This is a genomic window from Herbaspirillum sp. alder98 (assembly GCF_020179755.1).
GTDB lineage: Bacteria > Pseudomonadota > Gammaproteobacteria > Burkholderiales > Burkholderiaceae_D > Herbaspirillum.
Genome location: NZ_JAIUCY010000011.1, coordinates 47,388 through 61,961, shown reverse-complemented (window position 1 = coordinate 61,961; position 14,574 = coordinate 47,388). Strand labels below are relative to the sequence as shown.

15 protein-coding genes are annotated in these 14,574 nt (G+C 63.8%); 10 read left to right on the top strand and 5 right to left on the bottom strand.

What is annotated here, in order from left to right; genetic code table 11:
- Positions 1-20 precede the first annotated feature (20 nt).
- Genes LBW87_RS20260 through LBW87_RS20245 form a run of 4 tightly spaced genes read left to right on the top strand, consistent with a single transcriptional unit; the run spans position 21 to position 4,489 of the window.
- A complete protein-coding gene (locus LBW87_RS20260) occupies positions 21-2,033 on the top strand; it encodes an acetyl/propionyl/methylcrotonyl-CoA carboxylase subunit alpha (RefSeq protein ID WP_225203277.1) in 2,013 nt (670 codons plus the stop codon).
- A 9-nt stretch (positions 2,034-2,042) separates the two neighbouring features.
- Positions 2,043-2,972: an MBL fold metallo-hydrolase gene (locus tag LBW87_RS20255; RefSeq protein WP_225203276.1), complete on the top strand. Its 930-nt coding sequence runs from the start codon at positions 2,043-2,045 to the stop codon at positions 2,970-2,972.
- 54 nt (positions 2,973-3,026) lie between these two features.
- On the top strand, positions 3,027-3,524 hold the full coding sequence (locus LBW87_RS20250) for a YbaK/EbsC family protein (RefSeq protein ID WP_225203275.1): 498 nt from the start codon (positions 3,027-3,029) through the stop codon (positions 3,522-3,524).
- 56 nt (positions 3,525-3,580) lie between these two features.
- The gene (locus LBW87_RS20245) at positions 3,581-4,489 is read left to right on the top strand and encodes a hydroxymethylglutaryl-CoA lyase (RefSeq protein WP_225203274.1); all 909 of its coding nucleotides are present in this window, start codon (positions 3,581-3,583) and stop codon (positions 4,487-4,489) included.
- A gap of 11 nt (positions 4,490-4,500) precedes the next feature.
- On the opposite strand, the gene LBW87_RS20240 is transcribed toward LBW87_RS20245, so the two are convergent.
- Entirely contained in the window at positions 4,501-4,653 is a 153-nt protein-coding gene (locus LBW87_RS20240; protein ID WP_225203273.1) for a hypothetical protein, read from the bottom strand.
- Between the two features lie 247 nt (positions 4,654-4,900).
- On the opposite strand from LBW87_RS20240, the gene LBW87_RS20235 reads away from it, so the two are divergent.
- Together LBW87_RS20235 and LBW87_RS20230 are read left to right on the top strand one after the other, a co-directional pair.
- Entirely contained in the window at positions 4,901-5,869 is a 969-nt protein-coding gene (locus tag LBW87_RS20235) for an NAD(P)H-dependent flavin oxidoreductase (RefSeq protein WP_225203272.1), read from the top strand.
- Between the two features lie 287 nt (positions 5,870-6,156).
- Positions 6,157-6,429 carry a hypothetical protein gene (locus LBW87_RS20230; RefSeq protein ID WP_225203271.1) on the top strand — a complete coding sequence of 91 codons (273 nt, stop codon included), beginning with the start codon at positions 6,157-6,159 and terminating at the stop codon, positions 6,427-6,429.
- 128 nt (positions 6,430-6,557) lie between these two features.
- On the opposite strand, the gene LBW87_RS20225 is transcribed toward LBW87_RS20230, so the two are convergent.
- Both LBW87_RS20225 and LBW87_RS20220 read right to left on the bottom strand, forming a co-directional pair.
- Entirely contained in the window at positions 6,558-7,253 is a 696-nt protein-coding gene (locus LBW87_RS20225) for an alpha/beta fold hydrolase (RefSeq protein WP_225203270.1), read from the bottom strand.
- 83 nt (positions 7,254-7,336) lie between these two features.
- Positions 7,337-8,515, bottom strand: a complete 1,179-nt coding sequence (locus LBW87_RS20220) for an MFS transporter (RefSeq protein ID WP_225203269.1) — start codon at positions 8,513-8,515, stop codon at positions 7,337-7,339.
- Positions 8,516-8,632: 117 nt separating this feature from the next.
- Between LBW87_RS20220 and LBW87_RS20215 the strand changes: the two genes are divergently transcribed.
- From LBW87_RS20215 to LBW87_RS20205, 3 genes are all read left to right on the top strand, one after another.
- Positions 8,633-9,244, top strand: coding sequence for an HD-GYP domain-containing protein (locus LBW87_RS20215; protein ID WP_225203268.1), 612 nt, complete (start codon positions 8,633-8,635; stop codon positions 9,242-9,244).
- A 70-nt stretch (positions 9,245-9,314) separates the two neighbouring features.
- Positions 9,315-10,547, top strand: a complete 1,233-nt coding sequence (locus LBW87_RS20210) for a YbfB/YjiJ family MFS transporter (RefSeq protein ID WP_225203267.1) — start codon at positions 9,315-9,317, stop codon at positions 10,545-10,547.
- 72 nt (positions 10,548-10,619) lie between these two features.
- A complete protein-coding gene (locus LBW87_RS20205) occupies positions 10,620-11,120 on the top strand; it encodes a cupin domain-containing protein (protein ID WP_225203266.1) in 501 nt (166 codons plus the stop codon).
- 33 nt (positions 11,121-11,153) lie between these two features.
- Here the strand turns inward: LBW87_RS20205 and LBW87_RS20200 are convergent, their stop codons facing one another.
- Positions 11,154-12,938: a methyl-accepting chemotaxis protein gene (locus tag LBW87_RS20200; protein ID WP_225203265.1), complete on the bottom strand. Its 1,785-nt coding sequence runs from the start codon at positions 12,936-12,938 to the stop codon at positions 11,154-11,156.
- A gap of 246 nt (positions 12,939-13,184) precedes the next feature.
- On the opposite strand from LBW87_RS20200, the gene LBW87_RS20195 reads away from it, so the two are divergent.
- Positions 13,185-13,679: a hypothetical protein gene (locus LBW87_RS20195; RefSeq protein ID WP_225203264.1), complete on the top strand. Its 495-nt coding sequence runs from the start codon at positions 13,185-13,187 to the stop codon at positions 13,677-13,679.
- A gap of 30 nt (positions 13,680-13,709) precedes the next feature.
- Here the strand turns inward: LBW87_RS20195 and LBW87_RS20190 are convergent, their stop codons facing one another.
- Positions 13,710-14,426: a GntR family transcriptional regulator gene (locus tag LBW87_RS20190; RefSeq protein ID WP_225203263.1), complete on the bottom strand. Its 717-nt coding sequence runs from the start codon at positions 14,424-14,426 to the stop codon at positions 13,710-13,712.
- Positions 14,427-14,574: the final 148 nt, after the last annotated feature.

Below are 14,574 nucleotides of genomic sequence, written 5' to 3'. Positions count from 1 at the left end.
TCGCTGATGGAGGAGACACCATGTTCAGCAAGATCCTGATCGCCAACCGCGGCGAGATCGCCTGCCGCGTCGCGGCCACCGCGCGCCGCCTGGGCATCGCCACGGTCGCCGTCTATTCCGACGCCGACGCGCTTGCCGCCCACGTGCAGGCCTGCGACCAGAGCGTACGCCTGGGCCCGGCGCCGGCCCGCGACAGTTACCTGCGTGGCGAACTGATCATCGCCGCCGCCCTGGCCACGGGTGCGCAGGCGATCCATCCCGGCTACGGCTTCCTGTCCGAGAATGCGGACTTCGCCGAGGCCTGCGCGGCGGCCGGGCTGGTCTTCATCGGGCCGCCTGCTGCTGCAATCCGTGCGATGGGCTCGAAGTCGGCCGCCAAGACGCTGATGCAAGACGCTGCCGTGCCACTGGTGCCGGGCTATCACGGCGACCGGCAAGAAGCCGATTTCCTGCGCGAGCAGGCCGGGCGCATCGGCTATCCGGTGTTGCTCAAGGCCAGTTCGGGTGGCGGCGGCAAGGGCATGCGCATCGTCGATGACAGCGCCGACTTCGATGCTGCGCTGAGTTCATGCCAGCGTGAAGCCCTGGCCAGTTTCGGCGATGACCACGTGCTGGTCGAGAAGTACCTGACGCGTCCCCGTCATATCGAGATCCAGGTGTTTGCCGATAGCCTCGGCCACTGCATCTATCTGTTCGAACGTGATTGCTCGGTCCAGCGACGCCACCAGAAAGTGCTGGAAGAAGCCCCGGCGCCCGGGATGAGTCCCGAACGACGGGCCGCCATGGGGGCTGCTGCGGTCGCCGCAGCGCAGGCGGTGGGCTATGTCGGCGCGGGCACGGTGGAATTCATCGCCAACCAGGATGGCAGCTTCTACTTCATGGAGATGAACACCCGGCTGCAGGTCGAACATCCGGTCACCGAGATGATCACCGGCCAGGACCTGGTCGAGTGGCAACTGCGGGTGGCCGCCGGCGAACCGCTGCCGGTGCAGCAGCATCAGCTGAGCATCAACGGCCACGCCATCGAGGCCCGCATCTACGCCGAGAATCCGGAGAAGGGATTCCTGCCCTCGATCGGCACCGTCACCCACCTGCGTACCGCTAACGCCGTCTCGTTCCAGGTCCAGGGCACCGCATCGGCACAGCCGGCGCCGATACGGATCGACGCCGGCGTGCGCGAGGGCGATGCCATCTCGCCCTTCTACGATCCGATGATTGCCAAGCTGATCGCCTGGGGTCCCGACCGTGCCAGCGCATTGCGCAACATGGCGCGCGCGCTGGCGCAATACCAGGTGGTCGGACTGGCGACCAACATCGCCTTCCTGCAACGACTGGTCAGCGGCGAGGCATTCTCTAATGCCGATCTCGATACCGGGCTGATCGAGCGCCATCGCGACACCCTGCTGCCGGCGCCGACGGCGCCCGCGCTGGAGACCCTGGCCGCCGCCGCGGCCAACGTGTTGCAATGCGAAGCGCGGGCCAGTGCAGCCGATCCCTGGTCAGCCACCGATGGCTGGCGCGCCCATGGACGGCTGCGGCGAACGCTAAGTTTTACAGGCGACGCCGGTAGCCACCCGATCGATGTCGCCTACGCCGATGCCGACCAACCCCAAACCCTGTGGCATGACGGCCAGTCGCATGTGCTGCAGTTCGAGAGCACGCACGATTCGGATCTGCGACTGCGCCTGGATGGCCGCGTGTTGCAGGCCACCGCCGTGCACGATGGCGAACTGCTGCATGTCTTCGACAGCCACGGACACACCCGCCTGCGCCTGCTCGATCCGCTGGCGCATGCCGCCGACGGCGAAACCGGCGACGATCGCCTGACCGCGCCGATGCCGGGCAAGATCGTGGCGATCCTGGCGGCCCGGGGGCAGCACGTCGAACGCGGCGCGCCGTTGCTGATCATGGAGGCGATGAAGATGGAGCACACCATCGCCGCTCCAGCTGCCGGCGTCATCGACGAGCTGCTCTATGCGGTCGGCGACCAGGTCAGCGAAGGGGCGCGGCTACTTGATTTCCGGCCCGACTGATCACGTGTCATGAACGCACCTGCGCTGCGTCTTCCACCCTCGATGCACGTGCTCGAACGCGGCTGGCTGTCGGCCAACAACGTGCTCTTCTTCGGTCGCGACCAGGTGGCCATGGTCGACAGCGGCTACGTGACCCACATTGAACAGACGCTGACGCTGGTGGAGCATGTGCTGCACCAGCGTCAGCGGTCCGGGCTCGACCTGTTGCTCAACACCCACCTGCACTCGGATCACTGCGGCGGCAATGCGGCGCTGCAGGCGCGCTACGCTTGTCGCACGCTGATTCCGGCGGGCGAGGCCGACGCGGTGCGGCGCTGGGATGAAGCCGCGCTCAGCTATCGCGCCACCGGCCAGCAATGCCCCCGCTTCGGTTTCGATGGCGTGGTCGGCCACCACACCTCGCTGCGCCTGGGCGAACTCGACTGGCAGGTACTGGCCGCGCCGGGCCACGATCCACACTCGGTGATGCTGTATTGCGCCAGCGAAGGCATCCTGATCTCGGCCGATGCGCTCTGGCGCAATGGCTTCGGCATCGTCTTTCCGGAGCTCGATGGCGAGGCCGGTTTCGATGAAGTGCGCGCTACCCTGGAGTTGATCGGCACCCTGGATGTGCGCCTGGTGATCCCCGGCCATGGCGCGCCATTCGACGATGTCGGGCAAGCTCTCGCGCGCGCCTTTTCGCGACTCGATTACCTGCAGGCAGACCCGTTGCGCAACGCGCAGAATGGCATCAAGGTCTTGCTCAAGTTCCTGCTGCTGGAACGCCAGCGCATCGCCCTGAGCGAGCTGCCGGCGATGATGCGCGACATTCCCCTGCTGCGCATCGCCAATGCCCGCTTCATGCAGATGAGCGACCAGGCGCTGGCGACATGGGCCGCCGCCCAACTTGAACGGGCGGGCGCGGCGCGCAGCGAGGGCGGCTACCTGCTCGATGCGTAAGGCCTGGCGCTGCTATCATCATGGGCTGTCCTTCTTCCATTTCATCAATCGCCCATGAGCCAGACCTTACCTACTTCCGCACAACGCGTGGCCGACCTGCTGGTCAGCCTGGGACATGACAAGCCGGTGGTCATGTTGCCGTCCAGCGGCCGCACCTCGGCTGAAGCCGCTGCAGCGGTCGGCTGCGACGTGGCCGAGATCGCCAAGTCGATCATCTTCCGCCGCCTGTCCGACGACGCGCCGGTGCTGGTGATCGCCAGCGGTGGCAACCGGGTCGACGAAGCCAAGGTCACCGAACTGGTGGGGCCACTGGGTCGCGCCGACGCCAAGTTTGTGCGCGACAACACCGGTTACGCCATCGGCGGCGTGTGCCCGGTGGGGCATGTGGTCAAGCCGGTGATGCTGATCGACCGCGACCTGTTCGGTTTTTCCAGCGTATGGGCGGCCGCCGGCCATCCGCATGCGGTCTTCAACCTCACCGCTGCACAACTTGAGAAACTGACCGGCGGCATGGTCGCCGACGTGCGTCTGGATACGCCGCCACCGGCCTGAAGCGGACGGCGCTGGTATCATCGAAATCAACTAACAAACAATACTGGAGACACGAGATGACCCTGCCCCGCAACGTGAAGATTGTCGAAGTCGGACCGCGCGATGGCCTGCAGAACGAACAGCAGATCATTGGCGCGCCGATCAAGATCGAGCTGGTCGAGCGGCTGGCGGCGGCGGGCTTTCCCAATGTCGAGGCAGCCGCCTTCGTGTCGCCCAAGTGGGTGCCGCAGATGGCGACCTCCAGCGAGGTGATGCGCGACATCAAGCGCCGTCCGGGCGTGGTGTATTCAGCGCTGGTGCCGAACCTGAAGGGATTCGAGGCAGCGCTGGAAGGCGGCGTCGATGAGGTGGTGATCTTCGGCGCCGCCTCCGAGGCGTTCTCGCAAAAGAACATCAACTGTTCCATCGCCGAATCGATCGAACGCTTTCGCGAAGTGGCCGAGGCCGCCAAGCGCCATCACAAACGCCTGCGGGCAGCCGTCAGCTGCGCCTTCGGTTGTCCTTACCAGGGCGATGTGCCGCTGTCGGCGGTGGCCGATGTGGTGCGCCGGCTACGCGAACTGGGCTGCGACGAGATCGACATTGCAGACACCATTGGCGTGGCCACCCCCGACAAGGTGCGCCCGGTGATGGAAACGGCCATGCGTGAATTCCACATCGAGGGCTTGTCGGGTCACTTCCACGACACCTACGGCCAGGCGCTGGCCAACATCTACGCCAGCCTCGAAGCGGGCATCACGATCTTCCACTCATCGGTGGCCGGCCTGGGCGGCTGCCCTTATGCCAAGGGCGCCACCGGCAACGTGGCTTCCGAGGACGTGCTGTACATGATGCGAGGGCTCGGCATCGAGACCGGCATCGATCTCGATGCGGTGGTCGACGCCGGCCAGTTCATCTCGGCCCAGCTGGGACGCAAGTCGGTCAGCCGCGCCGGCAATGCCATCGCGGCGCGACGCGCCAGTTGACTGGAAGTTGGTTAGTGACGGTAGCGGCGCAGGCCGCGCACGTGACGCTTGTCGCCGGTGTCCACCGCTTTCTTCAGTGAGCGGTGGTGCCACACTGCCGCGGCCACCAGCACGATGCCCAGTGCGGCCACGATGATGATGCTGGCCAGATCGAAGTTTCCCATGATTTCCCCACAACGTCGGATATTGCTTTGAACACGACTGGAGCCGCTCCCGGCAGGCTCCACCCAAGGCAAGACAGTGCGTTTGTAAAAAATAACACGCGCGCAAAATCCCGCAATAATTTTTAAGACTAATCAGGTGGTTTTACCGTTCCCGCAACAAAAAGCACGGTCGTAATATTTTCACCTATAATCGACAGCAGATTGAGGCCCCCAGGCCATTACACAACGACAACCAAGAGAGACGACCATGCCCAGGACCCTGCCCCAGGCCTTGCAAGATCTGCGCCTGCCCATCATTTGTTCGCCGATGTTCATTGCCAGCGGCCCGGCCCTGGTGGCCGCCCAATGCAAGGCCGGGCTGGTCGGGGCGTTTCCTGCGCTCAACGCCCGGCCGGCCGAGCAACTCGACGTCTGGCTGACCCAGCTGGATCGCGAATTGAAAGAGTGGCAAGAACAGCACCCGCAGCAGCGCGTCGGCCCGATCGCCGTCAACCAGATCGTGCACCAGTCCAATGATCGCCTGGCGCATGACGTGGAGGTTTGCGTGCGGCACCAGGTGCCGATCATCATCTCCAGCCTGCGCGCGCCGCCCAAGGAAATGCTGGACGCCGTCCACAGCTATGGCGGCATCGTGCTGCACGATGTCATTTCGCTGCGTCATGCCGAGAAGGCGCTGGAAGCCGGGGTCGACGGCCTGATCCTGGTGGCCGCCGGCGCCGGCGGTCATGCCGGGCCGTTGTCGCCGTTTGCCCTGGTGGGCGAGGTGCGGCGCATGTTCGACGGCCCGCTGGTGCTGTCGGGTTCCATCGCCACCGGCGACGCCGTACTGGCGGCCCAGGCCATGGGGGCCGACCTGGCTTATATCGGTTCGCGCTGGCTGGCAACCGTCGAGTCCAATGTCGACCAGGCCTATCGCCAGGCCATCGTCGACGCCAGTGCCGCCGACGTGATCTATACCAACCTGTTTACCGGGGTGCACGGCAACTACCTGCGGCAGTCGATCATCAACGCCGGACTCGACCCGGACAACCTGCCCGAGGCCGACAAGAGCGCGATGAACTTCGGTTCCGGCGGCGCCAGCAAGGCCAAGGCCTGGCGTGACATCTGGGGTGTCGGCCAGGGCGTGGGCCTGATGGATGACATCCCCACCGTGGCCACGATGACCGATCGACTTGAAGAGCAATACCGCGCCGCGCGCGCACGCCTGGCGCTGTGAAATGACAGGGGAACCGGCCGTGCGCGGCCGGGCTCCAAATAGTTAGTCTTTCCTCTCTCGCGCGCCGTTCCGGTGCATCTCCTCTTTTCTGACGCACCATGTGCGAATCATCTGTCGGACAAACACGGCAGTTTTCAGCTTATTTGTAACTGTTGGCACTTCTTTGTCAGCATCGTGTCGTATTTTCGCCCCACGTTTTAACCGGGTCGTACGACGGCAGCGTAACCGCCACGCCTGCTGTCGATCCGGAGGTGGAGTCAACCAATAACACTTGATGCGAGGACACCATGACCAGCTTTCTCAGGACCAGAAAAGATCGTCATCCAAGAAACGACAAACCGAAGCTGCCTCATGAGCAGGATCAGAGCTTCGACCGCAACGATGCCGCCCGCGGTGGGCACAAGGTAGAACGCCAGGAAATTCGCCAGGCCTACGACGACATCAGCCAGGGCCAGGTCGATACCGACCTGCGCGGCACCGGCGGCCAGGATGAGGCCAACAAGGAGCCGGGGGAACGTGCCAGCAGCGCGCCGCCCAAGCAGAACGAGCACCAGCGATGAGCCAGACTCGATCCAGCTAATCGCAGCGCAGAGAAGTCAGGAACGTAAGGAAGTGAAGCGAGAGAAGAGGCAGCCGAGGCTGCCTTTTGTTTTTATCTGCGATGTTTAATCTGTCATGCCGGACGCGCTTACAAGCCGCTACCGGCAACCCAGTCGCTGATGAGGGCAAACAGCTGATCCGGCTTTTCCATCGGCGTCATGTGCCCGCAATCGGCGACGATCTCGAAACGCGCGCCAGCGATCTGGCGCGCCATCTCGGCAGATTCCTCGACCGTGCGCAGCCGGTCATGGTCGCTCGCCACCACCAGCGTCGGGCAACGCAGCAAACCCAGCTGCTCGGCATTGCTGTCGCGCAGGGTCTGCAACTGGCGCAGGAACACCTCCTTGCCATTGGCCAGCGCCATCGCCTGCAGGCGATCCAGCAAAGTGCGGTCGGTACTGCGCTGCGGATGCAGCGACGACGCCAGTGCGCGCGAGGTCAGGCCCTTGAAGGGCGTACGCTGGGCGATATCGACCTGGGCCTTGGTGGCGGCCGACTCTTGCGCCGTCTGCGGTCGCGAAGAGGTATTGAGCAGCGCCAGCCCGCGTACCCGCTCGGGGGCCTTCAGCGCCACCGCCTGGGCCACGAAGCCGCCCATCGAAAAACCGAACAGTACGAATTCCGGCGGTGCCTGGCGCAGCACGGCATCGGCCATGGCGTCGATGCCGATGTCCTGCCCCAGGTCGCCGAAGGTGAGCGAACCCAGGCTGGCCAGGTCGTCGTGCATGTCGTCCCACAGGTGCTGGTTAAGCATGAAGCCTGGCAGCAGTACCAGGTTGCGCATGATGATTCCTTTTCGATGCGCCAGCGCCGGGGCGACTGGCAAAACAGTTATTTTATTGGGTTTCGGCCGACCGCCCTGCCCGGCTATTCCAGCCAGCGCGCACGACTGCTGCAGATCGCAATGGCCACGCACAGCACTCCGATCAGCGCCAGCGACGCCGGCAAGCCCCAGCCATGCGCCAGGAAGCCCACTGCAGGCGGCCCGATCAGGCTACCGCTGTAGCCCAGCGTGGCCACTGCCGCCAGCGCGGTCGAGCCATGCCGCCCGGCGGCGCTGAAGACAAATGGAAACACCGCGGCCACCCCGGCGCCGGCAATCGCGAAGCCGAGGATGGCCGGCGCCATCGATTCGGCGGCGACCGCGATGGCCATCCCGCATGCCGCGCCCAGGGTCCCTACCGTCACCACGCGACGGGCATTGAAGCGCTGCTTGAGGCGGTCGCCCACCATGCGCATGACCAGCATCATGCCGGCGAAGGCGGCATAGGCCAGTGGCGTGCCGCCATCGCTGGCGCCGATATGGTCCTTCATGTAGATGCCGCTCCAGTCGGCAATCGATCCTTCCACGATGGCGCCGCAGAACCCGATGATGCCCAGCACCACCAGATGCCCATGCGGCACCGCGAATATCTTGCGATGCGGATCGTGCTCGGGCCGGTCGTCGGGCAGCGCCGAATAGGCGATGCGCAGCGGCGGCAGGAACAGCGCCGACACCAGCAGGAAGTGCCAGATCGGCGGCACGCCCAGCGCGGCGATGGCGCTGGCCGCCAGCGCGCCGGAAAACGTCCCGACGCAGAACCAGCCGTGCAGCATCGACATGATCGGCCGCCCCGCTTCGTGCTCGGCCTGCGCGCCCAGGGCATTGATGGCGACGTCGAAACAGCTCGACGCCGCCCCATACAGCAGGCTGGCCGCCATCAACAGCCACAGGTTGGGCGCCAGCGCCAGCAGCGGCAGCGACACCAGCAGCACCAGGCCCGAATAGAGCGTGCCATGGCGCGCGCCGTAATGGCCGGTAATCCAGGCCGCCAGCGGGAACGACGCCACCGCGCCGACGCCGCCGCAGAGCAGGACGATGGACAACGTGGCCGCATCAAGCTGCAAGTGGTCGCGAATGGCCGGGATCCGCGCGGCCCAGGTGGCGAACACCACGCCCAGCAGCATGAAGAACAGCGGAATGGCGATGCGGCGCCAGACCAGGCGTGCCTGCTGGACCGGCGGCGCGGGAGGCGCGGCTGGGGGAGTGGAAAGCTTGGTTGTCATCGGTGCGTGTGAAAGGTAAACTGCCTCGGCATTGCAGCCGCTATTATCCGACATTCGGGGCGGTGATCTGCAGGCCATGGCAACGACCTGGCAGATGCGGCAAGTTCAGGGACAGGAATGCCAGGATCAGACTCAAATTCAAACCGGATCTACCATGAAATCGTCGAAGCGCTGGTCGCCATGCACCGGCTCACCGACGGTTACACGCCCGGTCACGAAGACCGCACCGCCGAACTGTGTGTAGAAATCGCCCGACAAATGGGCCTGGCGCCGGCGCGCATCGAACTGCTGCACATGGCCGCGCAGGTGCATGACATCGGCAAGGCCAAGATTTCGCAGGCGCTGCTCAACAAGCCCGGCCGCATCACCGACGACGAGTACGCCACCCTCAAGACCCACGTGCAGATCGGCTACGACGTCCTCAAGAACATCAGCTTCCCGTCGAACCTGGCCGAGATCGTCTGGTGCCATCACGAATACCTGGACGGCAGCGGTTACCCGCGCGGCATCACGGCCGAATCGATTCCGCTCGAGGCCCGCATCCTGACGGTGGCCGATATCGTCGAATCGATGTCGGCCGACCGCCCCTACCGCAAGGCGATGGGCATGCAGGCCGCGCTGGAAGAGATTCGCCGTCTGCGCGGCACGCGTCTCGACCCCGAGGTGGTGGATGCCTGCATCGAAGCGGTGGGACGACATTTCGGCGACGCCGACGCCTCGGCCGCCTGATTTCGCCAGCTCGGCTACACTGACGACGCACATAACAACAACGCCAGGCCTCCGTGCCGGAGACACGCTCATGTCCACCACTACATTCCCGGATGCGGATGCGCACGCACCGCATCCGTTCGTGCTGCAGCACCCGATCCTGACCGCCCTCGCGCTGTCGCTGGGCACCGCCGTCGCGCTGGGCGTGGCCCGATTTTCGTATGCCTTGCTGCTGGCGCCGATGCGGCATGACCTTGGCTGGTCCTACCTGGTGGCAGGCGGCATGAACACCGGCAATGCGCTGGGCTACCTGCTGGGCGCATTGGTCACGCCGCCGCTGATGCGCCGCTATGCCGCGCACCACGTCCTGATCGCCGGCGCCTTCGGCACTGCGCTGCTGACGGTATTGCCCGGCCTGTTCATCGATACATCGACGCAACTTGCGCTGCGCGTGGCCACCGGCGTCACCAGCGCCTTCATCTTCGTCTCGGGCGGCTTGCTGGTCAGCCGGCTGGCGGCATTGCATGGTCAACGCGCGGGCCTGTTATTAGGCTTGTACTACGGCGGCACCGGCATCGGCATCGCGATCGCCGCGCCCACGGTACCTGCCATCATCGCCATGGCCGCCACCCATGGTGCGGCCCATCCCTGGCAATGGGCGTGGCTGATGCTGGCGGCCATGGCGCTGGTGGCCAGCATCGTGATGGCGTTGCCGGCGCGCTTCATCCCGGCGCCCGCCACGCAGACTGCAACCCAAGGCGGCTGGAAGGCGCGCAGCCTGTTGTTCGGCTTGCTGGGCTACCTGATGTTCGGATTGGGCTATATCGGCTACATGACCTTCGTCATTGCGCTGCTCAAGGAACAAGGCATGGCGCCCGCGCGCATCACCTTGTTCTTTACCCTGCTGGGCCTGGCCACGTTCGCCTCGTCGCGACTGTGGGCACGCATGCTGGACCGGTTTCACGGCGGCCAGTCGCTGGCCATTCTCAATGCCCTGTTATGCGTAGCCACCCTGATACCGGCATTGACGGCGCAACCGCTGGCCGTGTTCGCCTCGGGCATCCTGTTTGGTGGATGCTTCCTGTCGGCGGTGGCGTCGACCACCGCCATGGTGCGTCACAACCTGCCGCAATCGGCTTGGGCCTCGGGCATCAGCGCCTTCACCATCATCTTTGCGGCAGGGCAGATCGTGGGCCCCACGTTCGTCGGCTGGATCGCCGATAGTGCCGGCGGATTGCAGCGGGGACTGGTGTTTTCGGCGGCGGCGCTGTTGCTGGGGGCAGTGCTGGCATGGCGGCAACGGGCCGTGCCCAGGGATGTCTGACCTGCGACGCATCATCGCCGTAATCTCGACTAAACTTAAACGACAATTCTTGAGGCCAACGCCAGGTATCCGATGCAAGACAAACCATCCGACCCGACCGAACTGATCACGCGTCTTGCGCTTTTGCCCCATCCCGAAGGTGGCCACTTCAGGGAAACCTTCCGCAGCCAGCAGACAGTGGCGCGTTCAGGCGATGGCGCCAACCGCTCTGCATCTACCGCCATTTATTATTTACTGCGCAGTGGCGAGCGGTCGACCTGGCACCGGATCAAGTCCGACGAAGTGTGGCACTTCTACGATGGATCGCCGTTGCATGTGCATGTCCTGCAGCAGAACGGCGAACTCGGCGTCCTGCGTCTGGGCAATCCGCTGCTGCACGAGGGGGCGACGTTTCAGGCGGTGGTGCCGGCCGGCGCCTGGTTTGCCGCAGAGTGCGCCGATCCGCACACCCATAGCCTGGTCGGCTGCACGGTCGCGCCGGGCTTCGAGTTTGCCGAGTTCGAGATTGCCGACCGCCATATTCTTTTGCAGACCTGGCCACAGCATGCAGCAATCATCGAACGCCTGGCGTAGACGCTACCGCGTCCACTTACCAACTATTAACTACTAACGCTTGGCGACAGCACCCGCGCCACTCAACTTGAACAGGGCGATGATTTCGGTCAGCCGATCGGCCTGCTCCAGCAGCGATTGCGCACCGGCCGCCGCCTCTTCGACCAGCGCCGCATTCTGCTGCGTGACCTGGTCGATGTGACCCACTGCTTCGTTGGTCTGGTTGATGCCGGAACTCTGCTCGCGGCTGGATTCGGCAATCTCGGCCACCACGTCCTTGACCTTGCTGCAGCTTTCCACGACCTCGCGGATGGTAGCGCCGGCAGCACTCACCAACTCTTCACCAAGGCGCACCTGTTCCACCGAGTCGGTGATGAGTTGCTTGATCTCCTTGGCGGCCGATGAAGAGCGTTGCGCCAGCGAGCGCACTTCGGAAGCCACCACGGCAAACCCACGTCCCTGCTCACCGGCGCGCGCAGCTTCCACGGCAGCGTTGAGCGCAAGAATATTGGTCTGGAAGGCAATGCCGTCAATCACGCCGATGATGTCGACGATCTTCTGCGACGACGCATTGATGGCGCTCATGGTGGTGACCACGTGATCGACCTTGGCGCCACCGGCGCCGGCGATGTCGGACGCGCTCTGCGACAGCTGGTTGGCCTGCAAGGCGTTCTCGGCATTGTTCTTGACGCTGGCGGTGAGCTGCTCCATGGCTGCGGCAGTCTGTTCGAGCGAACTGGCCTGGTCTTCGGTGCGCGACGACAGATCGAGATTGCCCTGCGCGATATCGCGCGAGGCGGCGCGGATGGAATGGCTGGTCTCGCGAATGTCTAACAAAACGCCTTCGATCTTGTCCACGAAACGGTTGAACGCATCGCTGATGCGGGCGACTTCGTCATGGCCACTGATCTGCAGGCGACGCGTCAGGTCGCCGTCGCCGCTGGCGATTTCCTGCAGCGCGCCTTCGACCGCCTGCAGGCGTCCCAGCGAACGCGTGATCAGGAACGCCAGGATCAGCGAAGCGCACAGCACCACCAGCGCTGCGATCAGGATCGACACCTTCAACATCGCATTCAGGGGCGCCAGCGCATCGTTGCGGTCCAGCGCAATGGACAGCACCCAGTCGGTGCCCGGCACGCCAACACAGAACAGCATCACATGCTGGCCGTTGATGGTGAGGTCCTTGTGCAGTCCGGATTTCTGAAGCTGCTTGAGGTCGTCGACGGTCAGTTGCGGGTCCAGGTCCGAGATCGGCTTGAGCCGGAACTTGTCGTCGGGATGGCTGATGATCTTGCCGGCAGCATCGGCCAGGAAGGCATAACTGTTGGCGGTAGGGTGGATCCGGGTCACGTTGTTGACCACCGTGTCGAGCAACACATCGGCGGCGGCGACGCCGATCACGTTGTCGCCATCGCGAATGGCTTCGGCAAAGGTCACCAGCAGTTTGCCGGTGCTGGCGCTGGTGTAGGGCGAGGTTACGATCGGCGTACGGTTCTTGGCGGCCGTCAGGTACCAGGGGCGCTGGGTGGCGTCATAGTCGGCGGCACGCTTTCGCTCCTGCGAAAAGGTCACGCGCTTGTCGGACCGGGCCACGTAGGCCAGGTCGAAGCCCCCCGCCACCTCGGCCGCGCGCACCGCCGACAAGGGTTCGGGTTGGGCGATGGCGTCCTTGAGCGAAGTGACCACCAGCCTGCGGGCGTTTACCCATTCGCCAATCGTGGCGGCCTGGCTCTGCAGCAGCTGCGTGGTCTGCGAGTCAAGGGTGTCGAGCGTGCGGGAGCGGGTTGAAAGGTAGTTGGCCAACCCCACCGAAAACATGGCGATGACGGTGATGCCCATGCAAATGGCAACTACCTTGGTGCGTAGCGAAGAGGAAATCATGGGATGGAGAGGGCAGAGAAGTGAACAGGCAAAAGCAGCATGCCAGAAATGCCGAGATTCTCACATCAAGTTATGACAGGAGAATTTCCTGTTGATGGCTGGACATCCCTTTCAACGCCCAGGGGCGCTCACAGCCTGCGAAGGAATCGGCCTTTCCGGCTATAACTCACTGATCCTCAACGAGAAATTTCAACCCGGCATCGTGTGGAAAAACAACGCATCGAGCGGATGCAGGGAAAATGCCAATGGCTAACTCTTTGCGATACCGGCAATAACTTATTTCTTCGTCATTACTGCTCGTCAACAGTCTCTGAAGCTCTTTCCGTCTGGATATTGGATAGACGCTATAATATTTCCAAAGGGGAATTATTTATGATTATCGTTTGGCAAGGTTTAGGTTTTCTGGGACTGTTGATCCCGTTTCTGATGTCATTGGCGGCACAGATGGCCTCGGATTCGATGTTCGAAAAAGGCTACTATTCTGCCCACCCGCTGATGCCGGCAGCGGTGCTGCTCATTGCGTCTGGCATTGTGTGGTTTCTCGGTGAAAGACTGAATGGCGGACCCAGCCAGTTGCTGGTCGATCCCAAGACCGGCCAGCAATACGAGTTCAAGAAGAAGCACACGCTGTTCTGGATTCCGCTGCAATGGTCGTCGGCAGTGATTGCCGCGATCGCGCTTTACGTCGCGTTCAAGTAGACCGGCGACATCGACACCGCACTGCGCGGGTCAATCCTTCAGGTAGTGCGGGAAACGCTGGCGAATATCGTCCAACTGGGACAGCGTTCCCGACAAATGCTCCCGCAATGCCGCCTGCGCTGCGTCGCCGTCACCGGCGGCGATGGCGTCGACCAGCGCGACATGGTCGGCAATCACCCGGCCAGCCTTGCCCGGGATGGGCAGGTGCAAATTGCGCAGGCGGTCCAGGTTGCCGCTTTGGCGGCGCACCATCGCCCATAGTTCGGGCACCTGCGCGGCTTCATACATCTGGCGATGGAAAGCCTGGTCGGCCAGGACGAAATCGGCATAGTTTTCTCGCTCGGCCAGCAGCCTCTGCAGTTCGACGCTGTCACGCAACCGCGTCACCAACGCCGCATCCGGGGCCTGCGCCAGGGTGCGGACAATTTCCAGTTCCAACGACCGTCGCAGAAAATGCGCCTGGCGCGCCAACGTCACGTTGACTGCGCTGACGACCGTCGCATGCTGCGGAAAGATATCCACCATGCCCTCTTCGCCGAGCTTGATCAATGCGTCTCGTATCGGCGTCTGGCTCAAGCCATAGCGGGCGGCAAGGTCGGCCCGCTGCAATACGGTGCCGGGAGCGATCCGCATGGCCACGATCAGTTCGCGCAGGTGCTCGAAGACCTGCGGCGCGGCATGTCGCGAACGATCCAGTGGCCGCATGTCGAATTCGGGCATGTCGGCGAAAGCGGCGGCGGAGGTCATGCGAGCAATCCAGAAAGCATTAACGAAGATTCAATAATTGGGCGAAGTTGCCGTCAGGAGCACGAATGATAACCCGCCTTGCCGTCATTGACACACTAATATATTAGTGTTTTAATCAATTCACGGCGCGCTTCCAGCGATGGCGCCG

What these genes read in the sequence shown, in the direction of transcription:
- LBW87_RS20260 (WP_225203277.1), top strand. Translation starts at nt 21, where the DNA reads ATGTTCAGCAAGATCCTGATCGCCAACCGCGGCGAGATCGCCTGCCGC.
- LBW87_RS20255 (WP_225203276.1), top strand. Translation starts at nt 2,043, where the DNA reads ATGAACGCACCTGCGCTGCGTCTTCCACCCTCGATGCACGTGCTCGAA.
- LBW87_RS20250 (WP_225203275.1), top strand. Translation starts at nt 3,027, where the DNA reads ATGAGCCAGACCTTACCTACTTCCGCACAACGCGTGGCCGACCTGCTG.
- LBW87_RS20245 (WP_225203274.1), top strand. Translation starts at nt 3,581, where the DNA reads ATGACCCTGCCCCGCAACGTGAAGATTGTCGAAGTCGGACCGCGCGAT.
- LBW87_RS20240 (WP_225203273.1), bottom strand. Translation starts at nt 4,653, where the DNA reads ATGGGAAACTTCGATCTGGCCAGCATCATCATCGTGGCCGCACTGGGC.
- LBW87_RS20235 (WP_225203272.1), top strand. Translation starts at nt 4,901, where the DNA reads ATGCCCAGGACCCTGCCCCAGGCCTTGCAAGATCTGCGCCTGCCCATC.
- LBW87_RS20230 (WP_225203271.1), top strand. Translation starts at nt 6,157, where the DNA reads ATGACCAGCTTTCTCAGGACCAGAAAAGATCGTCATCCAAGAAACGAC.
- LBW87_RS20225 (WP_225203270.1), bottom strand. Translation starts at nt 7,253, where the DNA reads ATGCGCAACCTGGTACTGCTGCCAGGCTTCATGCTTAACCAGCACCTG.
- LBW87_RS20220 (WP_225203269.1), bottom strand. Translation starts at nt 8,515, where the DNA reads ATGACAACCAAGCTTTCCACTCCCCCAGCCGCGCCTCCCGCGCCGCCG.
- LBW87_RS20215 (WP_225203268.1), top strand. Translation starts at nt 8,633, where the DNA reads ATGCCAGGATCAGACTCAAATTCAAACCGGATCTACCATGAAATCGTC.
- LBW87_RS20210 (WP_225203267.1), top strand. Translation starts at nt 9,315, where the DNA reads ATGTCCACCACTACATTCCCGGATGCGGATGCGCACGCACCGCATCCG.
- LBW87_RS20205 (WP_225203266.1), top strand. Translation starts at nt 10,620, where the DNA reads ATGCAAGACAAACCATCCGACCCGACCGAACTGATCACGCGTCTTGCG.
- LBW87_RS20200 (WP_225203265.1), bottom strand. Translation starts at nt 12,938, where the DNA reads ATGGGCATCACCGTCATCGCCATGTTTTCGGTGGGGTTGGCCAACTAC.
- LBW87_RS20190 (WP_225203263.1), bottom strand. Translation starts at nt 14,426, where the DNA reads ATGACCTCCGCCGCCGCTTTCGCCGACATGCCCGAATTCGACATGCGG.